Here is a 21,894-nt window from a genome sequence, read left to right as displayed (position 1 = left end):
GGGCCTCGGGGGCGGACGGCGCCCGCACGGCGGCCGGGGCCCCGCCGCCCCGCCCCCGGGGCCCGGCGGCCATCAGACGGCCGGGGGCACGGCCGGGTGCGACTGCGTGGCGCAGTGGATGCCACCGCCGCCGGAGGCGATGTTGTCGATGCGGACCTGGACCACCTGCCGGTCGGGGTAGGCGGCCTGCAGGATGGAGTACGCGAGACCGTCGGCGGCGGCGTCGCCGAACCGCGGGGCGATGACCGCGCCGTTCGCGGTGTAGTAGTTGGTGTAGCTGGACAGGAACTCGTCACCCTTGCCCGGGATGCGGGCGGGCCCCGGGAGCTCCGTGATCGCGAGGCGGCGGCCGCGGGCGTCGGTGGCGCCCTCCAGGATCCGCCGGGTCTCCTCGTAGACGGCGATCCACCTGGGGTCCGTACCGGCTCCCGGCTTGTCCAGGACGACCCGCCCCGGGCCCGCGAAACGGGCGAGGCAGTCGATGTGGCAGTCGGTGATGTCCTGCCCGGCCAGTCCGGGCACCCAGATGACCTTGTCGATGCCGAGTGCCGGTTTCAGGGCCTGTTCGACCTGGTCCTGGTCCATGCCCGGGTTCCGGTTGGCGTTCACCAGCGAGCTGACGGTGGCCAGCAGGGTCCCCTCGCCGTCGGCCTCCAGCGAGCCGCCCTCGCCGACGAACCCGGCCGCGATCCGGGGCACCCCGTACTCGTTGAGGAGGATTCCGGCCGCCGCCGCGTCGTTGGCGAACGGCTGGGCGTACTTGGTGCCGGTCTTGCCCCAGCCGTTGAAATTGGTGTCCACCCCCGCGATCGCGCCGGGGCCCACGACGAAGGTGGGGCCGAAGTCGCGGATCCACAGGTCGTCGACGGCGATCTCGATGACGTCGATGGCGTACTGGGCACCGCGTCCGCAGCGGTAGCGGGCGTCCGCGGCCTGAGCGGGGCGGGCCAGCATCACGACCGGTTCGAAGCGCGAGATCGCGTACGCCACCTCCGCGATGTCGCCCCGTACCGCGTCGAGCTTGCCGCCCCAGACCGAGGAGAGCGCGGGCCAGGCCATGTAGGTGCGGACGTGGCGGTCGGTCTCCTCCGGCATCCGGAGGGCTCCGGCGGGGGCGGTGGCCGCCCGTGCGACGGAGGGCAGGCCCGACGCGAGGGCGGCGAGCGGCAGGGCCGCCGCTCCGAGCCGGAGCACCTGGCGGCGGGTGGTTCGGGACATGTCCATGGGCGGCTCTCCCTGAGGGGAAGGAGTGGGATGTGGCGACATCCTGACCTTGACTGAAAATTCAGTCAAGCCCTGTCGCGGGGCCGCTCGGGCCCTCCGGCCCGGTTCGGCACGGATGTCAGTTCCTCAGGTACTGGTCCACGACGATCGTGACGGCGCCGTCCGCGGCCGCCGCGACCAGCCGCACGATCGCGACCTTGCTCCGGTCCGGACTGCTCACGCAGAAGGGGCGCTGGTCGGTGAGGGCTTCGAAGGGCAGTGCGGCGGCCGGCTTCGCCTCGATGCCGTGGACGCAGTCCTCGGCCGTCAGCTCCCCGCTGGCGGACACGAAGGAGTCCGACTCCTCCGACGGCACGAACCCCCGGCCCTCCCGCGCGAGGTACCAGTCCACCGTCGTCGCCGCCGCGACCTTGCCCGAGGTCAGGTCGAACTCGTAGCCCGCGTCCGGGGAGGTGAGCTCCGTCCTGGCGTAGCCGGGGCGGTAGGCGGGGGCCTCGGCGGCCGCGGAGCCGTCCGCGCCCTCGCGGGCGGGGCCGTCCAGGCAGTACACGGCGCCGGCGCAGACCAGGAGGGTGGCGGCCACCGCCGGCAGCACCGTACGTACGCGCCGCCGCCCGCCCGCCCGGGCCCGTCGGCCGGATCCGGGCGTCGGCGCCGGCGCGGGAGCGGGTCCCGGAGCCGGTGACGCGGCGGGCGGCGCGGGCGGCGCGACCGCCGGGGCGCCGGGCGCGGGCGCGGCCAGGACCGTCGGGGCGTGACGCACCGCTCCACTCCCCCCGACCTCGTCCAGGACGGGCCGGGGCAGCCAGCCGTCGGTGAACTCCGGCCGCGGCCCCACCGAGGGGTGGGCGTGCACCGCGGCGATCAGCGCGGCGGTGCCCGGGCGGTCCTCGGGGCGCTTGGCCAGGCACCACGCGACCAGGTCGTGCAGGTCACGGGGGATGCGCGTGAGGTCGGGATGCTCGTGGACCACCCGGTACAGGGCCCCGGACTCCGGCCCTTCGCCGAAGGGCGGGCTGCCGCCGGCCACGTACGCCGCCAGCGCCCCGAGGGCGAAGACATCGGTGGCCGGGGTCACCGGCAGCCCCAGGGCCTGCTCGGGCGCCATGAAGGCGGCGGTGCCGATCCGCAGGCCCGCGCCGGTGAGGGCGACGGCGTCGGCCGCGCGCGCGATGCCGAAGTCGATCACCCGGGGACCGTCCCCCGCGATCAGCACGTTGGCGGGCTTGAGGTCCCGGTGGACGACGCCCGCCCCGTGGATGACCTGGAGCGCCTCGGCGATGCCCGCGACGAGCAGGAGGACCGTGCGCACCGGCAGTGGTCCGTGCCGGCGCACCACCTCCTGCAGGGAGGGGCCCGCGACGTAGGTCGTGGCGAGCCACGGCGTGTGGTCGTCGACGCCGGAGTCGACCACCTGGGCCGTGAAGAGGCCGTGGATGCGGCGGGCGCTGGCGACTTCCCGGGCGAACCGTTCACGGAACTCGGGGTCCGCCGCGAACTCCCTGCGGACGGCCTTCAGGGCGATGGGGCGGCCGCCGGGCGTGTAGGCCAGGTAGACCACGCCCATGCCGCCGGACCCGAGCCGGGCGTGGAGGCGGTAGCCGCCGATGTGCCGGGGGTCGTCGGCGGCCAGTGCCTCGGGCAGGGGGCCCGTGCCGGATGGGGCGTCGGGGTGGCGCTCAAGCATGCGGGGGCTCTTTCGATGCGGGGATGACACTGCACGCATCGTGCCTGCTGACTAAACTTTCAGTCAATGTACGCCCATACGATCACGAACACGACAGGGAGGGATCGGGCAGTGACCGACAACAAGAGGGCCATCCTCACGGGCGCCGCGCGGGTCATCGCACGCCAGGGCGTCCGGGGGCTGCGGGTGGCCGACCTGGCGGCCGAGGCCGGGGTCTCCACCGGCCTGGTGTACTACCACTTCAAGGACCGGCCCGGCATCCTGCGGCACGCCCTGGCGTTCATCGGGGACCGCGCGGACCGTTACACCGCCACCGCGCAGGGTCCGACCGCGGCCCACCCGCCCGACCGACGGACGCTCCTGGAACAGACCCTGCTGCTGGAGTTCCAGGACGTGCCCGAGGTGCGGGAGAACAGCACCGCCTGGGGAGAGCTGCGAGCCCACTCCGTCTTCGATCCGGAGTTGCGCGAGGAACTCGCGGCGGCCGGCGCGGCCTGGGTGGCGGAGGTCGCCGGCCACCTCGCCGCCCTGTGCCCGGACGCGCCGGCCGGCGCCGTCACGGCCGCGGCGGAGCGGCTGACCGCCCTCCTGGAGGGGCTGAGCGCCCGCTGGCTCAGCGGCCTGCTCCCGCTGGAGCACGCCCGCGGACTGCTGCGCGAGGCGATCCGAGTGGAAATCGGCCGCCTGGGTTCCCTTGGGGAAAGAATTGACTGAATTTCCAGTCAGTGCCACAGTGACGGTACGAGGCCGCGTCGCTCTTCGCGTCGACCGGCCGTTCGCAAGGCGGATGGCTCACCCTTGTCCTTGAGGCCCTTTTTGTCGGTCCAGGTGACGACTGCGCCCGCCCCCGGCCGATGCCGCGCATCCGCCGGCCCATGATCGGAGTTCCCCGTGCCCCTCCAGCCGCCCACCCGCCGGACCGCCCTTCGCACCCTCGCCGGCATCGGTGCGGCGATCGCCGGCGCCTCGGCCTGCGGTCCCACGGCGGCCGGATCCCAGGCCGGCGCCGCCGGTGCTTCCTCCCCTTCCCCCTCCGCGGGCGGCGGGCGCCGTCTCGGCGCCGAATGGGAGAGCCACACCCGTACCTTCATGTCCTGGCCCGCGCTGTCCTCGATGTGGGGGCAGGACCTGCCCTACGTACGCGAGGACATCGCGCGGATCGCCCGCGCCGTCGGACAGCACGAGGCCGTCGTCATGATGGCCCGCCCCGAGCAGGTGGACGCGGCGCAGCGCGCCTGCGGCAAGGACGTCGAGGTGATCCCGCTGGCGGTCGACGACCTCTGGGCCCGCGACATCGTCCCCGTCTTCGTCGAACAGGGCGGGAAGGTCGTCGGGGTCGATTTCAACTTCAACGGCTGGGGCAACAAGCAGGAGCACAAGAACGACGGGGCGGTCGGCCGCAACCTGCTCGCCAAGTACGGGATCCCCCGCGCCCAGGCGCCCCTGGTCGCCGAAGGCGGCTCCTTCGAGCCGGACGGCGAGGGCACCCTGCTGATCACCGAGAGTTCGATCGTCAACGACAACCGCAACAAGGGGAAGTCACGGGACACCATCGAGGCCGAGCTCAAGCAGACCCTGGGCCTGGAAAAGGTGATCTGGCTGGCCGGTGTGCGGGGTGAGGACATCACGGACGCCCACGTGGACAGCCTCGTGCGCTTCACCGCGCCCGGTGTGGTCCTGCTGGACCGCGCGCACCCCTCCACCCCGCCGGACTCCTGGTCCCGCTCCGCCGACCAGGCGAAGTCCGTCCTGTCCGGGGCGACCGACGCCCGGGGCCGGCGCTTCGAGGTCATCGACCTCCCCCAGCCCGACCTCGACAGGATCACGGGCCGGGGCGACGACTTCGTCTCCACCTACGCCAACTTCTACATCGCCAACGACGCGGTGTTCATGCCCAGGTTCGGCGACCGCCAGGCCGACGACCGGGCCCGCGGCATCCTGCGGGAGCACTTCCCCAAGCGGGACGTCGTTCAGGTCCCGATCGACACCATCGCCTCGGGCGGCGGCGGCATCCACTGCTCCACCCACGACCAGCCCGGCAAGCCCGCGGCCTGACCGTCCGACCGCTGGGCCCCCGTCCCGACGGCCCTCCGGAGCAACGGTCGTCCCTCGTGTTGCGTTTGCCGCTCGCTACGGACCGCAGGAGACAGGTGATGTCAGCGTGACTGCGCCGCCGGAAACCGGATCGGGGCCGACATATGGACCCCGGGAATCGCCGACGACGCCCTGCGGTCCATGAAGAACCCGGGGCACGCGTACAACAATCCCCAGTTCGGGAAGCCCCCAACCCGACCGCGTGAGCAAGTTCATCCACCTGCCCGACACCAAGCCCGGAGACTTCGCCGGGGTGCACTTCAACTCCGGAATTCCCGACAAGGCGTTCTTCCTGACGGCCTCGCACATCGGCGGATTCGCATGGGAGGCCTCCGGCAGCATCTGGTACGCATCACTCAAGGCCACCGGCGCACATGACCAGTTCGAGGACTTCGCGAGCACGACGTTCCAGAAGGCCGGGGAACTGTTCGGCACCGGCGGCACCAAGCAGTCGGCGGTGCTGTCGGCCTGGCAGGAAGTGGAAGTCCCGATCAGGGGCGTCCCCCGCCCGCCCCAGGTGCTGGAGACGGCCACCCTGCCCGAGGACGCCGCGGCCGAGCCGGCCCGGCTGGTGGCGGCGGCCGTCTCGATGTCCGGGCAGGAGCAGGACGACCGGGCCCGCGACGCCATGAGCTACTCGATCACGGTGGAGGACGGCGACCGCACGACCGCCCTTGAGCAGTCGGACGGCGCCATGCCCCCTGCCTACGCGGCCCTGCTCACCTGGCTCAGGAAGCACTTCGCGCAGCAGTGACCCGCGCCTCCGACGGGGCGCCGGGGCCGGCGGGCCGGTGGACCGTCGGGTGCAGGGCGGCGTACTCCAGCGGTGCGGACGGGTCGATCGACACGTCCAGCCGCGCCGGGTCCGCGCCCGCCCGGACGAGCAGGTCGCCGACGGCCGCGATCATCGCCCCGTTGTCGGTGCACAACGTCAGCGGCGGGACCCGCAGTTCGACCCCGGCCGCCGCGCACCGTTCCTCCGCCAGTGCCCGGACGCGGGAGTTGGCCGCCACGCCCCCGACCACGACGAGCGTGCGCACGTCGTACTCCCGGCAGGCGGCCAGCGCCTTGCGGGTGAGGACGTCCGCGACGGCCTCCTGGAGGGAGGCCGCGCCGTCGGCCAGCGGGATCGGCTCCCCCCGCAGGCGGTGCCGCTCCGCCCACCGGGCGGCGGCCGTCTTCAGCCCGGAGAAGGAGAAGGCGTAGGGGGCGTCGCGCGGTCCGGTCAGCGGGCGGGGGAAGGCCACGGCGTGCCCGTCCCCCGCACGGGCGGCCCGGTCGATCGCCGGTCCGCCCGGGTAGGGCAGCCCGAACACCCGGGCCACCTTGTCGAAGCACTCGCCGGCCGCGTCGTCGACGGTGTCGCCCAGGTGCAGGATCGGATCACGGACCAGGTCACGTACCAGCAGCAGGGACGTGTGCCCGCCGGACACGATCAGCACCACGCACGGGTCGGGCAGGGGACCGTGCTCCAGGGTGTCGGCGGCCACGTGCCCGGCCAGGTGGTGCACCCCGTACAGCGGCACGTCGGCCGCGAAGGCCAGTGCCTTGGCGCCGGCCAGACCGACCTGGAGCGCGCCCGACAGGCCGGGGCCGGTCGTCACCGCGACGGCGTCGATCTCGCGCAGCCCCAGTCCCGCCCGGTCGAGCGCCTCGCGGACGACCGGGTCGAACGACTGGAGGTGCGCCCGGGCGGCGATCTCCGGCACCACCCCGCCGAATCGGGCGTGCTCGTCCATGCTCGACGCCACGACGTGGGCGAGGAGCCGCCCGCCGGACACGATCCCCGCGCCCGTCTCGTCGCACGACGATTCGATGCCCAGTACCACCGGAGCGCCCACACCGACCTCTTTTGCTACTCAGTTCCAGTTGCACATGATGTGCAATAAGGTACCCGGTCCGCGGGGCGCCCGGCCCGGGGGGCGATCTTGTCGGGGCGAGCAGACAATGAGCGCTGAGGATCCTCCTCGCGTCGAGGGCGGGACACGTGCTTCCGCGGTCGGGAGGTCGTGGGTCATGGAATCGGTGCAGCGGCCATGACGGTCGGGGAACGGGCTCCCGCCCCGCCGGGCCTCCCCCGGGCCGGACCGCCGGACGAACCGGTGGCCGTGCGGGACCTGGTGGCGCGTCTGAAGGCCGCCTACCCAACCGTGGACGCGGTCACCGTCGAGGCCGCGGTCCGGGCCGCGTACGACTCGTTCCACCGGGCCAGGGTCAGGGCCTACATCCCGATCCTGGCCGAACGCCGGTGCCGCAGGACACTCGACGCCGCATGCCGCGCCGCCCCCGACGAGGCCACCGGCGACGGAGGGGCGATCGCCCCGGGACCAGCGAAGGGGTGGTAGCCGATGGCCGACGACAGAGCCGAACGCATCGCCGATTTCATCGAGGCCCTGCGGGTGGAGCCGGGGTCGAAGGTACGCCTGGACCGGGACTTCGATCCCCGTTACAAGGCCGGCATGAAGAAGCAGGACGGGATCGAGCTGCTGCGGACCGGGGTGTCCCTGCTGTCCGAGTACCAGGAGCGGCTGGCCGCCCAGGACACGTTCGGCGTACTGCTCTGTCTCCAGGCGCTGGACGCCGGCGGCAAGGACGGAACCATCCGCCACGTGATGAGCGGCGTCAACCCCCAGGGCGTACGGGTCAGCAGCTTCAAGGTGCCCTCCAGCGAGGAACTCGACCACGACTACCTGTGGCGCTACGCGCAGCGGTTGCCCGGCCGGGGCGAGATCGCCATCTTCAACCGTTCGCACTACGAGGAGGTCCTCGTCGTGCGGGTCCACCCCGAGGTCCTCGCCCGGCAGAAACTTCCGGACGAAGGGGGCGGCCCGGACCTGTGGGACCGGCGCTACCGGGAGATCAACCGCTGGGAGCACTACCTCACCGACAACGGGTTCAAAGTGGTCAAGATCTTCCTGAACCTGTCCAAGGAGGAGCAGCGCACCCGCTTCCTGAAACGGATCGACCTGCCGGAGAAGAACTGGAAGTTCTCCGCGGCGGACGTCCGGGAGCGCCGCCACTGGGACGACTACCAGGACGCGTTCTCGGAGATGCTGTCGGCCACGAGCACCACGTGGGCGCCGTGGTACGTCGTGCCCGCGGACCGCAAGTGGTTCGCGCGGATCTGCGCGGCGGCGGTCCTCGCCCACACCCTGATGGACATCGACCCGCAGTTCCCCGATGTCGGGGAAGATGCGCGCAGAGACCTGCTCGTCGCCCGGGGGGAGCTGGAGCGGGAGGCTCCCGCCGGCGTCCCGGCCGATCCCTACGCCGCCGGGCACCCGCCCGCCGCCCACAGCGGCGGGCGGCGGAAGAAGGGGAAGAAGGGGCGGAAGGGAAAGAAGGGGAGGAAGGTCTAGAGGAAGGTCTGGAAGGGGAATCGCGGCCACGAACCGGAGGCGACGATGACAGTGCGGTCGGATTCCGCGGGACGACAGCCCCGCGCTCCGCAGGACCTCTGGTACACGCGGTCGCCCGATGAGGTGGCGGCGGCGTTCGACGTCGATCCCACGGTCGGTCTCTCCGGCGCACGGGCGGCGGACCTGCTGGCCGCCCACGGCCCGAACGCGCTGCCCGAGGAGAAGCGCACCCCCGCCTGGCTCCGGTTCCTGCGGCAGTACCGCAGTTACATGCAGATCGTCCTCGTGGCCGCCGCGGTCGTCTCGCTCCTCATCCAGGAGTGGACCACCGCCGTCCTGCTGCTCGTCCTGACCCTGCTGAACGCGGTCATCGGACTGCGCCAGGAGGGCAAGGCCGAGAGCGCGATGAACGCGCTGCAGTCGATGATGAAGGCGACGGCGCGGGTACGCAGGGACGGGACGGAGGCCGAGATCCCCGCCGAGGAGCTGGTCGTCGGCGACGTCGTGCTCATCGCCGCAGGGGACCAGGTGGCGGCGGACGGACGCATCATCAGGGCCAGCGCCCTGCAGATCGACGAATCGGCGCTGACCGGCGAGAGCGTTCCCGCCGCGAAGGACACCGGTACGCTGGCGGGCCCCCTTCCGGCGCCCGGCGACCAGACCAACATGGCGTTCATGAACACCCCGGTCACGCACGGCAGCGGCGTGGTCGTGGTCACGGCGACCGGCGCCGGCACCGAGCTCGGCAAGATCTCCGGGATGCTGTCCGCCACCGAGAAGGAGGTGCCGCCGCTCACCAGGGAGCTCGACACCCTGACCCTGTGGATCACGGCCGCCGCGGGCCTGACCATGATCGTGATGTTCGCCCTGGGACGGCAGCGGGACCAGGCCTGGGACGCGCTGTTCGTCAGCGCCGTCTCGCTGGCCATCGCCGCCATCCCCGAGGCCCTGCCCACCGTCACCCAGGCCATCCTGTCGGTCGGCAGCCTCAACCTGGCGGAGCGGAACGCCATCGTCAAGGAACTGCCGTCGGTGGAGACCCTGGCGTTCACGTCGGCGATCAACTCGGACAAGACCGGCACCCTGACGATGAACCAGATGACCGCCGTCGAGGTGGTGACCCCCACCGACAGGTACACGGTCTCGGGCACGGGCTACGAGCTCGCCGGGAAGATCCACCACTCCGCGGGCTCCGCCACCGACATCGAGGACGCGATCCTGCCGTACCTGGTGGCCAGCGACGCGAAGCTGGTGGACGGCCGGGTCGTGGGCGACCCCACCGAGGGCGCGCTGCTGGTGCTCGCGCACAAGGCAGGACTGGACATCGAGGGCACCAGGGAGTCGCTCCCCAGGCTGGCCACGCTGCCGTTCGACCCCGGCTACAAGCTGATGGCCACCTTCAACGCGGCGGTCGACGACTCCGGGCGGGAGGTCGTGCGGTGCTTCGTCAAGGGTGCCGTCCCGGCGATGGTGGAACGGGCCGCCACCGCGCTCGCGGCGGACGGGACCAGACCCTGGGACGCCGAACTGGCGGCGCGCGCCGAGGCGCAGACCGAGCGGATGGGCGCCGAGGGGTACCGGGTGATGGCCGGGGCCACCCGTGATCTGGACCCGGCCGCCTTCGACCCGGAGGGCGACCTGCTCGCGTACGTCACCGGGCTGCGGATGACCAGCCTCGTCGCCATGGTCGACCCGCCCCGTGATGAGGCCAAGGCGGCCGTGGCCGGCGCCCAGGCCGGACACATCCGGGTGCGCATGGTGACCGGTGACGACGTCACCACCGGTGCGGCGATCGCCCGGCAGCTCGGCATCCCCGGTGAGGCGATCCTCGGAGCGGACTTCGCGGCCATGAGCGAGGAGGAGCAGCTCGCCCGGATCGACGGCATCGGTGTGGTGGGGCGCGTCGCCCCGGAGCACAAGGTGCTGCTCGCCGACACGCTCAAGAAGAAGGGCGAGGTCGTGGCGATGACCGGGGACGGGGTCAACGACGCCCCCGCCATCAAGGCCGCCGACATCGGCATCGCCATGGGCAGCGGTACGGACGTGGCGAAGAACGCCGGACGCATGGTCCTGTCCGACGACAACTTCGCCACGATCGTCTACGCCGTGGAGCAGGGCCGCAGGATCTACGACAACCTCACCAAGTACATCCGGTTCGTGCTGCTCCTGCTGGTCACCTTCGTGCTGACCTTCCTCGGGGCCACCGTCTTCAACATCGCCGCCGGTGAGCCCTTCACTCCCCCGCAGGTGCTGTGGATCCACTTCGTGGTCAACGCCTCCTTCGGCTTCGCGCTGGGCTTCGACCGGGAGAGCCCCGGACTGATGCTCCGCAGGCCGCGCCCGCGCGGGGAGTCGGTGCTGACCCGGCCCGTACTGGTCACGGTGGGGCTGGCCGGCCTGGCGATCACCATCGTCCTGCTCGGCCTGATCCGCCTCGGCGGGTCCTCCGCCGAGGGCGCCGGGACCGGGCAGTCCGTCGCGTTCACCGCCTTCGCGCTGTGCCTGATCGTGGCGGCGTTCGAGTGCCGCAGCGAGACGGAATCGGTACTGACCCCGTCCACCTTCGACAGCAGGCAGATGAACTGGGTGGCACTGGCCCAGTTCGTGCTCGCGGTACTGGTGACCCAGATGGACGGCTTCCGGCGCCTGCTCGGTACGACGGAGATCGACGCCCGGCAGTTCGGCGCCGCGCTGCTGGCCGCCCTCGCGCTCCTGCTCCTGTGGGAGCTGGGCAAGCTCCTGGCCCGCCGGGCGCCCCGGGGCACCTGATGCGCGGGCGGCTCGCCACCCGGTTGCGGGCCGTTCCCGGGGTGCGCGCGGCCTCGTCCTACCGACGGGAGTGGCTGGGCAGGGACCTGGTGGCCGGGGTCGTCCTGACCACGCTGCTGGTGCCGCAGGGCATGGCGTACGCGGAGCTGGCGGGCCTGCCGCCGATCACCGGCCTGTACACGACGGTGCTGTGTCTGCTCGGGTACGCGGTGTGCGGGCCGTCCCGGATCCTGGTGCTGGGCCCGGACTCCTCGCTGGGGCCGATGATCGCGGCGACCGTGCTGCCCCTGGTGGCGGCCGACGGGGATCCCGCGCGGGCCGTCGCCCTGGCGTCGGTGCTCGCGCTCATGGTGGCGGCCGTCATGATCCTGGCCTCGGTGGCGAAGCTCGGTTTCATCGCCGACCTGATCTCCAAGCCGACGATGATCGGCTACATGAACGGGCTGGCGCTGACCATCCTGATCGGCCAGCTGCCCAAGCTGCTCGGCTTCTCGGTCGATGCGGACGACCTCCTCGGCGAGTTCGCCGGCTTCGTGCAGGGAGTCCTCGGCGGGGACGTGGTGCCGGCCGCCGCGGCGGTCGGCTGCGGCGGGATCGCCCTGATCCTGGTCCTGCAGCGGCTGCTGCCGAAGGTCCCCGCGGTGCTCGTGATGGTGGTCCTGGCGATCGCCGCGGCCACCGCCTTCGACCTGGGCGGGCGCGGCGTCGGTCTGGTCGGGGTACTGCCCGAGGGCTTCCCCCCGTTCACCGTCCCGCAGGTGCGGCTCGGTGACCTGACGCTGCTGCTCGGCGGTGCGCTGGGGATCGCCCTGGTGTCCCTGGCCGACACGATCTCCAACGCGTCGGCCTTCGCCGCCCGCACGGGCCAGGAGGTCCGCGGCAACCAGGAGATGGCGGGGATCGGGGTCGCCAACCTCGCGGCCGGTCTGTTCCAGGGCTTCCCGGTCAGCACGAGCGGCTCCCGTACGGCGGTGGCGGAGCGGGCGGGGGCCAGGAGCCAGCTCACCGGGGTCGTCGGGGCGGCGCTCATCGTGCTCATGCTGGTGCTGGCCCCGGGCCTGTTCCGCAACCTCCCCCAGCCGGCCCTCGCCGCCGTGGTCATCACCGCGTCGCTGTCCCTGGCCGACGTGCCGGGGGCCGTACGGCTGTGGCGGCAGCGCCGGACGGACTTCCTGCTGTGCTGCGCGGCGTTCCTCGGCGTTGCGCTGCTCGGTGTGCTGCCCGGCATCGCGATCGCCGTGGCCCTGTCCGTCCTCAACGTCTTCCGGCAGACCTGGTGGCCGTACCACACCGTGCTGGGGCGGGTGCCGGACCTGGAGGGCTTCCACGACGTCCGCTCCTACCCCGGGGCCTCCCGGTTGCCGGGCCTGGTGATCTACCGGTTCGACGCGCCGCTGCTCTTCGCCAACGCCAAGGCCTTCCGCGACGAGATCAGGCGGCTGGCCGAGACCGATCCGCGGCCGAGCTGGATCGTGGTCGCGGCGGAGCCCATGACCGATGTGGACACCACCGCCGCCGACGTGCTGGAGGAGCTCGACGAGACGCTCAACGCGGACCGCGTGCACCTCGTCTTCGCCGAGCTCAAGGACCCCGTACGGCGCAAGATCGAACGGTACGAGCTCACCCGCACCATCGACCCCGCGCACTTCTTCCCCACCGTGGAGGCCGCCGTCGAGGCCTTCCGCCGGCAGACCGGAGCCGAGTGGGGACCCCCCGGCGACGGGGGGTGACCGCCTCCCGGGCGGATCAGGCGCGATCGCGTCCCGCCGCGAAGCGCCCCATCGTCAGGGCCAGCCGCCGCACCCGCCGCCAGTCCATCGGCGGCGCGGCGCGCGGCACACCGGGCCGGCCGCGGGGCACCCGCACGCGCAGGGCGCCGGGTTCGATGCGGCAGCGCACGGGGGTGGGCAACGAGAGGGCCTCGCCGTCGACGCCCACCGCGACGACGGGGGCGTCGCAGTCCACGACGACCTCGCGGGCGGTGGCCTCGGTCAGCCCGCGGCCCTGGCCGCCGCGCAGCAGGAGTTCCGTGGCCTCGGCGGTGTTGCCGACACCCACGCACAGCACGCCGAGTGCGCCGGTGTCCAGCCGCTCCCTGCGCCCCAGACCCGCCGAGTCGCCGCGCTGGTAGGGGTTGTTGCTCACCAGTACGGCCTGGGGGCCGTCCGTGGTCAGCGGGCCGGCCCGGACGCTCAGCCGGGCGCCGCTCTGGCGGGTCAGCAGATCGGGCAGCATCTCCAGGATGGTGCGGGCCTTGTCGTCGCGGTAGGCGGGGCTCTGGACGACTTCCGCGTACACGCCGAACGAGGCGTTGTTGATGAAGACGCGCCCCGGACGCCCGTCCGCCGGCTCTCCGGCGTGGATGCGCCCGAGGTCGATGCGCAGTTCCACCGGGTCGGTCAGCGCCTCCAGGCAGGTGGAGGGGTCCTGCCGGTCCAGGCCGAGGTCCATGGCGAAGTGGTTGCGGGTCCCGGCGCTGATCACCACGAAGGGGAGGTCGTGCTCCGCGGCCACGTCGGCGACCAGGGCCTGCGTACCGTCGCCGCCCGCGACGCCGAGGAGGTCGGCCCCGCGCGCGACGGCCCGCCGGGCGAGTTCTGCCACGTCCTCGTGCCGGTCCGGGTCCAGGACGACGACCTCGGCGCCCAGGGCCCTGGCCCGCTCCGCGAGCCGGAACTTCTCGACCTTCCCGCCGCCCGAGCGCGGATTCATGATGAGGAACGGTCGCCCGGCCAGGCCGACGGACCGCTCCGGCATGCCCGGCGGGGAGTCCTCGGTCAGCGCGGCCCGGCCGGCGAGGACGGCCAGCGCCCACAGGCCGAGCGAGGCCAGCACGACCCACAGCAGCCCGGCGGAGGAGTACAGGTACAGCACGGTGAGCGGCGCGGCGACCATGAGCAGCACGGCCAGCGCCCTGATCCAGCCGGTGTGGGTGAGCATCCACCAGGCACCGGCGGCCGTGAGCACCAGGCCCGCCCACGCGGCCGCCATGAGCACGAGGCTCGCGAGCCCGGCGAAGACGACCAGCACAGCGACCGCCCCCACGCCCGCCACCAGGGCCAGACGCGCCGCCCAGCGCCTGTTCATGGGCCTACCTCCCAGCGTTCCACTTCAGCGTACGAGCGGTCACCGTGCGCGGCACGTCCGCGCGCGCCCGTAAAGGCGGGCGAACAAACGTTCCACGACCTACGATCTGCCCCATGTCGCTTCGCCGTACGTTACGCACGCTCATGGTCCTCGCCCTGACCCTGACCCTGACCGGCCTGGCGGCCGGTGCCTCCGGCGCCGCGCCGGCCCGGGACGACGGGTCGCCGACGGGCCGGCAACTGCTCTTCTTCAACCACGCCTACGGGGTCCTCGACCGGGAGACCGCCGATGCCATCGAGCACTCGGCCTACCTGCGGGACTTCGCGAACTTCCAGGTCCGCACCACCACCGGTACGGGCGGGCAGACCTGGACCGGCCGCTACCTGACGGGGCGCGAGACCTACCTCGAACTGTTCGGGGTCGGTGACGTCCCCGGCCAGGACGGGACGCTGGGCGCCGCCGGGACGGGGATCTCGGCCGAGACCGCCGGTGACCTCGCCACCGTCACGCAGCGGCTGCGCGACCAGGGCGTCCCCGCCCCCGTCACCTTCCGCCAGACCCGCGACTTCGGCGACGGCGTCCCCGTCCCGTGGTTCGACGCGGTCTTCACCACCGACCGCTACGACGCCTTCGGGGCCTGGGGCATGGAGTACCTGCCGGAGTACTTCGCCGACCCGCGCGCGAACACCGAGCCGGCGGCCCGTCCGGGTGACGTCGGCCGGGAGCGCTACCTGTCCGACGGCTACCGCGACCACCTGATGCGGGACGTGACCTCGATCCGCATCGCGGTCACCGCCGGCGACCTGGCCAACACGGTGCCCCTGCTCCGGGCGGGCGGATTCGCCGTACGGGACCTCGCGGACGGAGGCGTCGTGGCGCAGGGCGGCGGCACCACCGTCCGGCTGGACCCCGTCGCGCGCGAGCGGGCGGGACTGCGCCAGGTGGAGATGTCCCTCAACCATCCGGTGGCGCAGCGCCACGTGGAACGCATCGGTCGCTCCACCCTCGTCGTCGGCCCCGGCACGCGTGCCGTGTGGACGTTCGGCGACGTCGGGTAGGCAGGGGCTGCGGGCGCCGTCGTCGTCCTCAGAGCACCTTGCCGAGGAAGGCGCGGGTACGGGCGTGCCGCGGCGCGTCCAGCACGGCCGCGGGCGGCCCCTGCTCCACGACGACCCCGCCGTCCATGAACACGACGGTGTCGGCCACCTCACGGGCGAATCCGATCTCGTGGGTGACGACGATCATGGTCGTGCCGGTGTGGGCGAGGTCCTTGATGACGTCGAGGACCTCGCCCACGAGCTCCGGGTCCAGCGCGGAGGTGGGCTCGTCGAGGAGCAGCACCTTGGGTTCGAGGGCGAGCGCGCGGGCGATGGCCACCCGCTGCTGCTGTCCGCCGGACAGCTGACGCGGGTAGGCGCCGGCCTTGTCGGAGAGCCCGACGCGCTCCAGGAGCCGGCGGGCGGTCGCCTCCGCCTCGGCGCGCGGGCGGCGCAGGGCCGCGACGGGCGCCTCGACGAGGTTGTCGAGCACGGTCAGGTGCGGGAACAGGTTGAAGTTCTGGAAGACGAATCCGATGCGGGTGCGCTGGGCCCGTACCTCCTTCTCCTTCAGTTCGTACAGCTTGCCGCGGGAGCCGCGGTAGCCGATCAGCTCGCCGTCGATGCGGATCCAGCCGCGGTTGACCTTCTCCAGGTGGTTGATCGTGCGCAGGAGCGTGGACTTCCCCGAACCGGAGGGGCCGAGGATCACGGTGACCTCGCCGGCGCGGACCGACAGGTCGACGCCGCGCAGCACCTGCAGCGGGCCGAAGCTCTTGTGGACTCCGTGGACGTCGACCACGACGTCGCCCACCGGTTCGCCCCTCATCGCTGCTCGGGCGGGTTGATCCGCGAGGTGTCGATCGCGGAGGCGGTGGTGCCCCACTTCTTCAGGATCCGCGCGTAGGTCCCGTTGCCGATCAGCTCGTTGACGGCGGCCTGGAGCGCCGGTGCCAGCGGGGAGCCCTTCTTGAGGGCGAAGCCGACGTCGAGCCGGTGGTACTCGCCGAGGAAGGTGGTCTGCGCGGCGGGCTGCGCGGCCTGGTGCCGCAGCCCGTTGATCGTCGACATGACGACGTCGATCCGGCCCTGCTGCAGCGCGGTGGTGACGGCCCCGGTCTCGGAGAAGACCTTCACCTCGTACGGCTTCCGGCCGGCCGCCGCGCACACGCCCCGCTGCTCGGTGAGGGTCTTCTCGAAGGTCGTGCCGGCCCCGGTGCCGATGGTCAGTCCGCACAGCCGGGTCAGTTCGGTGACCCGTCCCGTCAGCGCGGTGCTGCCCGTCCTGACCGCGAAGCCCTGGCCGTCGTTGATGTAGGTGACGAAGTCGATGGTCTTCAGGCGTTCGGCGGTGACCCCGAAGTTGCCTGTGCCGACGTCGTACTTGCCGCTGCCGAGTGCGGGCAGGATCGTTTCGAAGGAGGCCTCCTGCCGTTCCAGCCTCACTCCGAGGACCTTGGCCACCGCGTCGGCGATCTCGATGTCCTGGCCGGCGGGCGGCTTGTCCTGCCCGTTCGGGTAGTAGGCCGCGGGCGGGGATCCGACGGAGCTGCCGACGCGCAGGCTGCCCGCCGCGCGGACGTCCGCGGGGAGCAGGGCGGCGATCGAGTCCACGGTCCGTACGCCCGCGACCGGGTCGTCGTCCGGTGCGGGGGCGGCCTGGGCGCCCGCCGTCCGCGGTGCCTCCCCGCCCGAGCCGCAGGCGGTCAGCGCCAGCAGGGGCAGCAGGGCGAGGGCCACGGCGGCGCGCAGCAGGGCGCCCGTCCCCTTGCGCTGCGCGGGCACTGCGGCGGTCATCCGCGCACCGCCGTACGGGGCCGGTCGAGGTCCGGGGCGGCGGTGGCGGTCGCGGCGGCGGCGGTACGGTCCGCCGCGCGTGCGGCGTCGCGCTTGGCGACCTCCTCACGGACGAGCGGGATCACGTACCGGCCGAAGTCGATCGCGTCACCCAGCAGGTCGTAGCCACGGGCCGACAGGATGTCGACCCCGAGGTCGTAGTAGTCAAGGAGCGCGCTGGCGACCGTCTCCGGGGTGCCGACCAGCGCGTTGGAGTTCCCGGCGCCGCCGGTGGCGGCGGCGGTCGGGGTCCACAGCGCCCGGTCGTAGCGCTCCCCCGCCTCGGCGATGGCGAGCAGCCGCTGGGAACCGGCGTTCTGGGGTGCCGGTGCCTGCGCGACCCCGTCGCGGTGGGGGCCCGGGCGGCTGCCCGCCCGCCGGCGCTGCCGGATGGCGCCCAGGGTGCGGTGGGCCTTCTCCCAGGCCAGTTCCTCGGTCGGGGCGATGATCGGGCGGAACGCGACCTGGATGCGCGGCGCTTCGGTGCGTCCCGCGGCCTCGGCGGCGGCCTTCACGGCCTCGATCTGCCGGGCGGTCTGCTCCAGCGGCTCCCCCCAGAGGCAGTAGATGTCGGCCTCGGCGCCTCCCGCCGCGTACGCGGCGGGCGAGGAACCGCCGAAAGAGACGTCCGGGCGCGGCTGCCTGACCGGGAAGACGTCGCTGACGAAGTCGTGGAAGCGGTAGTGCTCGCCCTCGTGGTCGAAGGGCTCCCGGGTGGTCCAGATCTTCTTGACGATCCGGATGTACTCGCGGGTCCGGGCGTAGCGCTCGTCCTTGGTGAGCGTGTCTCCCTCGCGTCCCTGCTCGTGGTCGTTGCCGCCGGTGATGAAGTGCACGGTCAGGCGGCCCTCGCTGATCTGGTCGAGGGTCGCGAAGGTCTTGGCGGCGTAGGTGGGGTAGGAGACGTTGGGCCGGTGGGCGAGCAGGATCTGGAGGCGGTCCAGTCTGCTCGCGAGGTACGCGGCCGCCGGTGCCGGGTCCGGGGAGCCGGAACCGTAGGCGAGGAGCACACGGTCCCAGCCGTGGTCCTCGTGCGCCCGGCCGAGCCGGAGCGTGTACTCCTTGTCGAAGGCCGCGCCGGAACGCGCGGTGGTTTCGGAGCCGTCGTTGGTGGCGGCGATGCCGAGGAATTCCACGGGCATGGGAAGGCCTTTCGTGGGCGGTGGAGCGGGGCGCGCGGGCAGGACGGAACGGCCGTTGCCACGGCGGCGCATGAGGGAGCGTCACGAGAACGTCGTGAGAACGCGGGACGGAACGGACGGCGGACGACACGGGCATGACGACACGGGCGCCGGGAACGCCGGGAGGCGGCAACGCGCCACCGGGGCGCGCGACGGGCCGCCGAGGGAGGGGTGGGGAAGGGAAGGGCCGGTCAGACGGCCCGCTGCCGCATCAGGCGCAACACGCCGCGGACCACACCCGACCGAAGTCGATGTAGTCGCGCGAGACGAGGCGACGCTGATGGGCGTTCATGCGCCTACTTGAACAGCACGGACCGCCCTTCGTCAAGCAACGGACCGGCCGGTGGACGCCCGCGCCCGGCCCGGCCGCGCGTGGTTGACACGGCCGGGCCGGCGGCGCATACGATCGACGGCGGAGGGGCCGCGCCGTGCGTGCAAGCCCCTCCGCCCGCGTTGAGGGACGCGGGCGGGCGTGACGACACGAGCACCGGCCCCCGGCAGGCGGCTCCCCAGTAGATACCGCGCTTTCGCGAGCCCTGCCGCCGGACGGCCGTCCCTGTCCGCGCCCCCTCCCTTCCCCGGAGTGCCCCCATGGCCACCCCTTCCGACGTCTCCGACGTGCCCGCCACCCCCGCCGCTCCCGCGGGATCCCCGCCGAAGCGTCCCGGACCACCCGGCGCCCCCGGCGCCGACGCGCCGCCGGTCGTGCCGCGCCGGCACGTCGGCCGCCTGCTGTCCGCTGCCGCCGCGCTGCTGGTCCTCGCGATGGTGCTGGTCTCCGTCGTCCGCAACGAAGCCTTCCAATGGGAGGTGGTGGGGCAGTACTTCACCACCTCCGCCGTGCTCGACGGACTGCTGCTGACCCTGTGGCTCACCGGTGCGGTGATGGTGCTCGGCTTCCTCCTCGGCACCCTGCTCGCGGTGATGCGGCTCTCCGCCAACCCGGTCCTGCGGACACTGAGCTGGGGCTACGTGTGGATCTTCCGGTCCACGCCGCTGCTGGTGCAGCTGCTCTTCTGGTTCAACATCGGCGCCCTGTACCCCACGCTCGCCCTGGGCCTGCCGTACGGACCCCGGCTCTTCACCGTGCAGACGGTGAACCTGCTCGGCCCGACCCTCACCGCCGTCATCGGCCTGACCCTGCACGAGTCGGCGTACGCGGCGGAGGTGGTGCGCGGCGGCATCCTCTCCGTGGATCCCGGCCAGACCGAGGCCGCGCAGGCGCTCGGCCTGAGCCGGAGCCGCACCCTGCGCCGGATCGTCGTCCCGCAGGCGATGCGCTCGATCGTGCCGACCGCGGGGAACATGCTGATCGGCACGCTCAAGGGCACCAGCATCGTCAGCGTGCTGGCCGTGCACGACCTGCTGTACTCGGTGCAGCTCGTCTACAACCAGAACTACCGGGTCATCCCGCTGCTGATGGTGGCCACCCTCTGGTACATCGCCGTCACCACCGTGCTGAGCGCGGGCCAGTACCACGTGGAGCGGTACTACGCCCGCGGCACCTCCCGCGGCCTGCCGCCCACCCCGCTCCAGCGGTTGCGCGTACGCCTCACCGGCCTGCGGGCCCGGCTGCACGCGGTGACCGCCCCGGGCGGCCGCTGACCGCTTCGGGCACCCTGCACGGCGGCGGTTTCATTTCACCAACAGGCATTGTGTGTACGGCGGATGAAAAGGTGACGCGCTCGTGCCCGTCCCGATATCGGGACCGTTGACACCCCTTCGCGGGGCTGCCTAGCTTACGGCGCAGACCACGGGAATTCCGGCGCCCGATTTCCGCCGTCCCGCCTTTGTTCCCTTCACCTCCCTTCTTCCGCTTTTCGATTCCGCGCCGTGTCGAAGCCGCTGGAGTTTCCCCCTTGACCGAATCGCTGCTCCTTTCCGCGCCCGCCCGCCCGTCCGGGCCGCCCGGGCCGGACGGGCGGGTCCTCCCGCTCCGCCGGCCCGGGCGGTGGGCCGCCGGCTTCGTCGTGCTGGTGCTGGTCTCTCAGGCCGCCCACGGCCTGATCACCAACCCCTTCTACCAATGGGCCCGCTTCGCCTACTGGTTCGCCCGCCCGGTCGTGCTGGACGGGCTGCTCATCACCCTCCAGGTGACGGCGTACAGCGCGGTCCTGGGCCTCGCCGGCGGGGTCCTGCTCGCCCTCTGCAGGCTGTCGGGCAGCCCGGTGCTGCGCTCGGTGAGCTGGACGTACGTCTGGCTGTTCCGCTCCGTGCCGCTGATCGTCGTCCTGCTCTTCCTCTACAACCTCGGCGCCCTCTATCCGACCCTCGGCATCGGCATTCCGTTCGGGCCCGCCTTCCTCACCTTCGACGAGTCGCGGCTCGCCACCGACATCGTCGTCGCCGTGGCCGGCCTGAGCCTGTGCGAGGCGGCGTACGCGGCCGAGGTCGTCCGGGCCGGTGTGCTGTCGGTCGACCAGGGGCAGCACGAGGCGGCGGCGGCCCTGGGCCTGCCCAGGCGGTACCGGTTCGCCCGGATCGTCTTCCCCCAGGCGCTCCGCTCGATCGTCCCCTCCTACGTCAACCAGCTGATCGGCCTGCTCAAGGCCACCTCGCTGGTCTTCTACGTGTCGCTGCTCGACCTGTTCGGCACGGTGCAGAACCTGGCCGGCACCTACCCCGGCGACGTGGTGCCGCTGCTGCTCGTGGCGACCGTCTGGTACGTGGTCCTCACCAGCCTGGTCTCCGTCGCGCAGTTCTACGTCGAGCGGTACTACGCCCGCGGGGCGCTGCGCACCGTGGCGCCCACGCCGCTCCAGCGGGCCCGGGCGGGTTTGCGCGACCTGCGGATCCGGTTCCGGAAGGAGACGGCACGATGACCACGACCGGCATCGCCGCCGCGGCGCGGCCCCCCGCCGTCGAAGTGCACGGCGTGCACAAGTGGTTCGGCGGCCGACGGGTCCTCGACGGGGTGAGCCTGACGGTCGCCCCGGGCACGGTCACCGTGATCCTGGGGCGGTCCGGCTCGGGCAAGTCCACCCTGCTGCGGGTCCTGAACCACCTGGAGAAACCGGAGGCCGGCCACGTCAGCATCGGCGGCGAGCCGATCGGCGTCCGGCGGCAGGGGAACCGGCTCAGGGAGCTGCGGGAGTCCGCGATCCTCGCCCAGCGGAGCCGGATCGGCTTCGTCTTCCAGAACTTCAACCTCTTCCCGCACCTGACCCTGCTGGACAACGTGGCCGCCGCCCCCGTGGCCACGGGCCGGCTGTCCCGGCAGCAGGCCCAGACGCTGGCGCGGGAGCTGCTGACACGGGTCGGGCTCGGGGACCGTACCGGCGCCTACCCGAGGCAGCTGTCCGGCGGCCAGCAGCAGCGGGTGGCCATCGCCCGGGCCCTGGCGCTGAGGCCGGGCGTCATCCTCTTCGACGAACCCACCTCGGCCCTCGACCCCGAGCTGGTCGGCGAGGTGCTGTCCGTGATCAGGGACCTGGCCACCGGGGGGACCACCCTCGTGATCGTGACCCACGAGATCGGTTTCGCCCGCGAGGTGGCCGACGAGATCGTCTTCCTCCACGAGGGCCGCATCGTCGAACAGGGCCCGCCCGCACGGGTCCTGGACCGTCCCGAACACCCACGGACGCGGGAGTTCCTCAGCAGGGTGCTCTGAGGGCACGCCC

At 72.7% G+C, this 21,894-nt stretch carries 18 protein-coding genes; 11 read left to right on the top strand and 7 right to left on the bottom strand.

What is annotated here, in order from left to right:
* Positions 1-72: 72 nt before the first annotated feature.
* Complete coding sequence (locus SLAV_RS31650; RefSeq protein ID WP_100661092.1) at positions 73-1,224, bottom strand: agmatine deiminase family protein; 1,152 nt, start codon at positions 1,222-1,224, stop codon at positions 73-75.
* Positions 1,225-1,342: 118 nt separating this feature from the next.
* Entirely contained in the window at positions 1,343-2,911 is a 1,569-nt protein-coding gene (locus tag SLAV_RS41845) for a serine/threonine-protein kinase (RefSeq protein ID WP_100661091.1), read from the bottom strand.
* Between the two features lie 111 nt (positions 2,912-3,022).
* Between SLAV_RS41845 and SLAV_RS31640 the strand changes: the two genes are divergently transcribed.
* The 3 genes from SLAV_RS31640 (at position 3,023) to SLAV_RS31630 (ending at position 5,759) form a co-directional block, all read left to right on the top strand.
* A complete protein-coding gene (locus SLAV_RS31640; RefSeq protein ID WP_244225253.1) occupies positions 3,023-3,625 on the top strand; it encodes a TetR/AcrR family transcriptional regulator in 603 nt (200 codons plus the stop codon).
* Between the two features lie 177 nt (positions 3,626-3,802).
* On the top strand, positions 3,803-4,966 hold the full coding sequence (locus SLAV_RS31635) for an agmatine deiminase family protein (protein WP_100661089.1): 1,164 nt from the start codon (positions 3,803-3,805) through the stop codon (positions 4,964-4,966).
* Positions 4,967-5,207: 241 nt separating this feature from the next.
* Complete coding sequence (locus tag SLAV_RS31630; RefSeq protein ID WP_244225252.1) at positions 5,208-5,759, top strand: protealysin inhibitor emfourin; 552 nt, start codon at positions 5,208-5,210, stop codon at positions 5,757-5,759.
* On the opposite strand, the gene tsaD is transcribed toward SLAV_RS31630, so the two are convergent.
* The gene (gene tsaD / locus SLAV_RS31625) at positions 5,734-6,834 is read right to left on the bottom strand and encodes a tRNA (adenosine(37)-N6)-threonylcarbamoyltransferase complex transferase subunit TsaD (RefSeq protein ID WP_100661333.1); all 1,101 of its coding nucleotides are present in this window, start codon (positions 6,832-6,834) and stop codon (positions 5,734-5,736) included. The two genes, SLAV_RS31630 and tsaD, sit on opposite strands and share 26 nt — an antisense overlap.
* Positions 6,835-7,041: 207 nt before the next feature.
* Between tsaD and SLAV_RS31620 the strand changes: the two genes are divergently transcribed.
* Genes SLAV_RS31620 through SLAV_RS31605 form a run of 4 tightly spaced genes read left to right on the top strand, consistent with a single transcriptional unit; the run spans position 7,042 to position 12,863 of the window.
* Positions 7,042-7,350: a three-helix bundle dimerization domain-containing protein gene (locus SLAV_RS31620; protein WP_100661088.1), complete on the top strand. Its 309-nt coding sequence runs from the start codon at positions 7,042-7,044 to the stop codon at positions 7,348-7,350.
* Between the two features lie 3 nt (positions 7,351-7,353).
* Positions 7,354-8,364 carry a polyphosphate kinase 2 family protein gene (locus SLAV_RS31615; protein ID WP_100661087.1) on the top strand — a complete coding sequence of 337 codons (1,011 nt, stop codon included), beginning with the start codon at positions 7,354-7,356 and terminating at the stop codon, positions 8,362-8,364.
* Between the two features lie 45 nt (positions 8,365-8,409).
* Positions 8,410-11,133 carry a cation-translocating P-type ATPase gene (locus tag SLAV_RS31610; protein WP_100661086.1) on the top strand — a complete coding sequence of 908 codons (2,724 nt, stop codon included), beginning with the start codon at positions 8,410-8,412 and terminating at the stop codon, positions 11,131-11,133.
* Positions 11,133-12,863 carry a SulP family inorganic anion transporter gene (locus SLAV_RS31605; protein WP_100661085.1) on the top strand — a complete coding sequence of 577 codons (1,731 nt, stop codon included), beginning with the start codon at positions 11,133-11,135 and terminating at the stop codon, positions 12,861-12,863. The genes SLAV_RS31610 and SLAV_RS31605 overlap by 1 nt, the downstream gene beginning before the upstream one ends.
* A 16-nt stretch (positions 12,864-12,879) precedes the next feature.
* Here SLAV_RS31605 and SLAV_RS31600 read toward each other — a convergent pair whose 3' ends face one another.
* Positions 12,880-14,220, bottom strand: a complete 1,341-nt coding sequence (locus SLAV_RS31600) for a diacylglycerol/lipid kinase family protein (RefSeq protein WP_100661084.1) — start codon at positions 14,218-14,220, stop codon at positions 12,880-12,882.
* Positions 14,221-14,363: 143 nt separating this feature from the next.
* Between SLAV_RS31600 and SLAV_RS31595 the strand changes: the two genes are divergently transcribed.
* On the top strand, positions 14,364-15,278 hold the full coding sequence (locus SLAV_RS31595; protein WP_100661083.1) for a DUF5829 family protein: 915 nt from the start codon (positions 14,364-14,366) through the stop codon (positions 15,276-15,278).
* A 28-nt stretch (positions 15,279-15,306) separates the two neighbouring features.
* Here the strand turns inward: SLAV_RS31595 and SLAV_RS31590 are convergent, their stop codons facing one another.
* Genes SLAV_RS31590 through SLAV_RS31580 form a run of 3 tightly spaced genes read right to left on the bottom strand, consistent with a single transcriptional unit; the run spans position 15,307 to position 18,235 of the window.
* The gene (locus tag SLAV_RS31590) at positions 15,307-16,071 is read right to left on the bottom strand and encodes an amino acid ABC transporter ATP-binding protein (protein ID WP_100661082.1); all 765 of its coding nucleotides are present in this window, start codon (positions 16,069-16,071) and stop codon (positions 15,307-15,309) included.
* Positions 16,072-16,082: 11 nt separating this feature from the next.
* Positions 16,083-17,054, bottom strand: a complete 972-nt coding sequence (locus SLAV_RS31585) for an ABC transporter substrate-binding protein (RefSeq protein ID WP_100661081.1) — start codon at positions 17,052-17,054, stop codon at positions 16,083-16,085.
* Positions 17,051-18,235, bottom strand: coding sequence for an LLM class flavin-dependent oxidoreductase (locus SLAV_RS31580; protein WP_244225251.1), 1,185 nt, complete (start codon positions 18,233-18,235; stop codon positions 17,051-17,053). Before SLAV_RS31580 ends, SLAV_RS31585 begins: the two co-directional genes overlap by 4 nt.
* Positions 18,236-18,865: 630 nt before the next feature.
* On the opposite strand from SLAV_RS31580, the gene SLAV_RS31575 reads away from it, so the two are divergent.
* The 3 genes from SLAV_RS31575 (at position 18,866) to SLAV_RS31565 (ending at position 21,884) form a co-directional block, all read left to right on the top strand.
* Entirely contained in the window at positions 18,866-19,879 is a 1,014-nt protein-coding gene (locus SLAV_RS31575) for an amino acid ABC transporter permease (RefSeq protein ID WP_100661080.1), read from the top strand.
* Between the two features lie 266 nt (positions 19,880-20,145).
* Complete coding sequence (locus tag SLAV_RS31570; RefSeq protein WP_244225296.1) at positions 20,146-21,096, top strand: amino acid ABC transporter permease; 951 nt, start codon at positions 20,146-20,148, stop codon at positions 21,094-21,096.
* Positions 21,093-21,884 (top strand): amino acid ABC transporter ATP-binding protein, encoded by a 792-nt coding sequence (locus SLAV_RS31565; RefSeq protein ID WP_100661078.1) that lies wholly within the window; start codon positions 21,093-21,095, stop codon positions 21,882-21,884. Before SLAV_RS31570 ends, SLAV_RS31565 begins: the two co-directional genes overlap by 4 nt.
* The last annotated feature ends 10 nt before the right edge of the window (positions 21,885-21,894 follow it).

This window comes from Streptomyces lavendulae subsp. lavendulae (genome assembly GCF_002803845.1).
GTDB lineage: Bacteria > Actinomycetota > Actinomycetes > Streptomycetales > Streptomycetaceae > Streptomyces > Streptomyces lavendulae.
Note: the sequence above shows the minus strand (reverse complement) of the source record. Positions and strands in the feature narration are given on the sequence as shown.

Coding starts and splice junctions, on each gene's coding strand:
- SLAV_RS31650 (WP_100661092.1), bottom strand. CDS start 1,224: ATGGACATGTCCCGAACCACCCGCCGCCAGGTGCTCCGGCTCGGAGCG.
- SLAV_RS41845 (WP_100661091.1), bottom strand. CDS start 2,911: ATGCTTGAGCGCCACCCCGACGCCCCATCCGGCACGGGCCCCCTGCCC.
- SLAV_RS31620 (WP_100661088.1), top strand. CDS start 7,042: ATGACGGTCGGGGAACGGGCTCCCGCCCCGCCGGGCCTCCCCCGGGCC.
- SLAV_RS31615 (WP_100661087.1), top strand. CDS start 7,354: ATGGCCGACGACAGAGCCGAACGCATCGCCGATTTCATCGAGGCCCTG.
- SLAV_RS31610 (WP_100661086.1), top strand. CDS start 8,410: ATGACAGTGCGGTCGGATTCCGCGGGACGACAGCCCCGCGCTCCGCAG.
- SLAV_RS31605 (WP_100661085.1), top strand. CDS start 11,133: ATGCGCGGGCGGCTCGCCACCCGGTTGCGGGCCGTTCCCGGGGTGCGC.
- SLAV_RS31600 (WP_100661084.1), bottom strand. CDS start 14,220: ATGAACAGGCGCTGGGCGGCGCGTCTGGCCCTGGTGGCGGGCGTGGGG.
- SLAV_RS31595 (WP_100661083.1), top strand. CDS start 14,364: ATGGTCCTCGCCCTGACCCTGACCCTGACCGGCCTGGCGGCCGGTGCC.
- SLAV_RS31585 (WP_100661081.1), bottom strand. CDS start 17,054: ATGACCGCCGCAGTGCCCGCGCAGCGCAAGGGGACGGGCGCCCTGCTG.
- SLAV_RS31580 (WP_244225251.1), bottom strand. CDS start 18,235: ATGCCCGTGGAATTCCTCGGCATCGCCGCCACCAACGACGGCTCCGAA.
- SLAV_RS31575 (WP_100661080.1), top strand. CDS start 18,866: ATGGCCACCCCTTCCGACGTCTCCGACGTGCCCGCCACCCCCGCCGCT.
- SLAV_RS31565 (WP_100661078.1), top strand. CDS start 21,093: ATGACCACGACCGGCATCGCCGCCGCGGCGCGGCCCCCCGCCGTCGAA.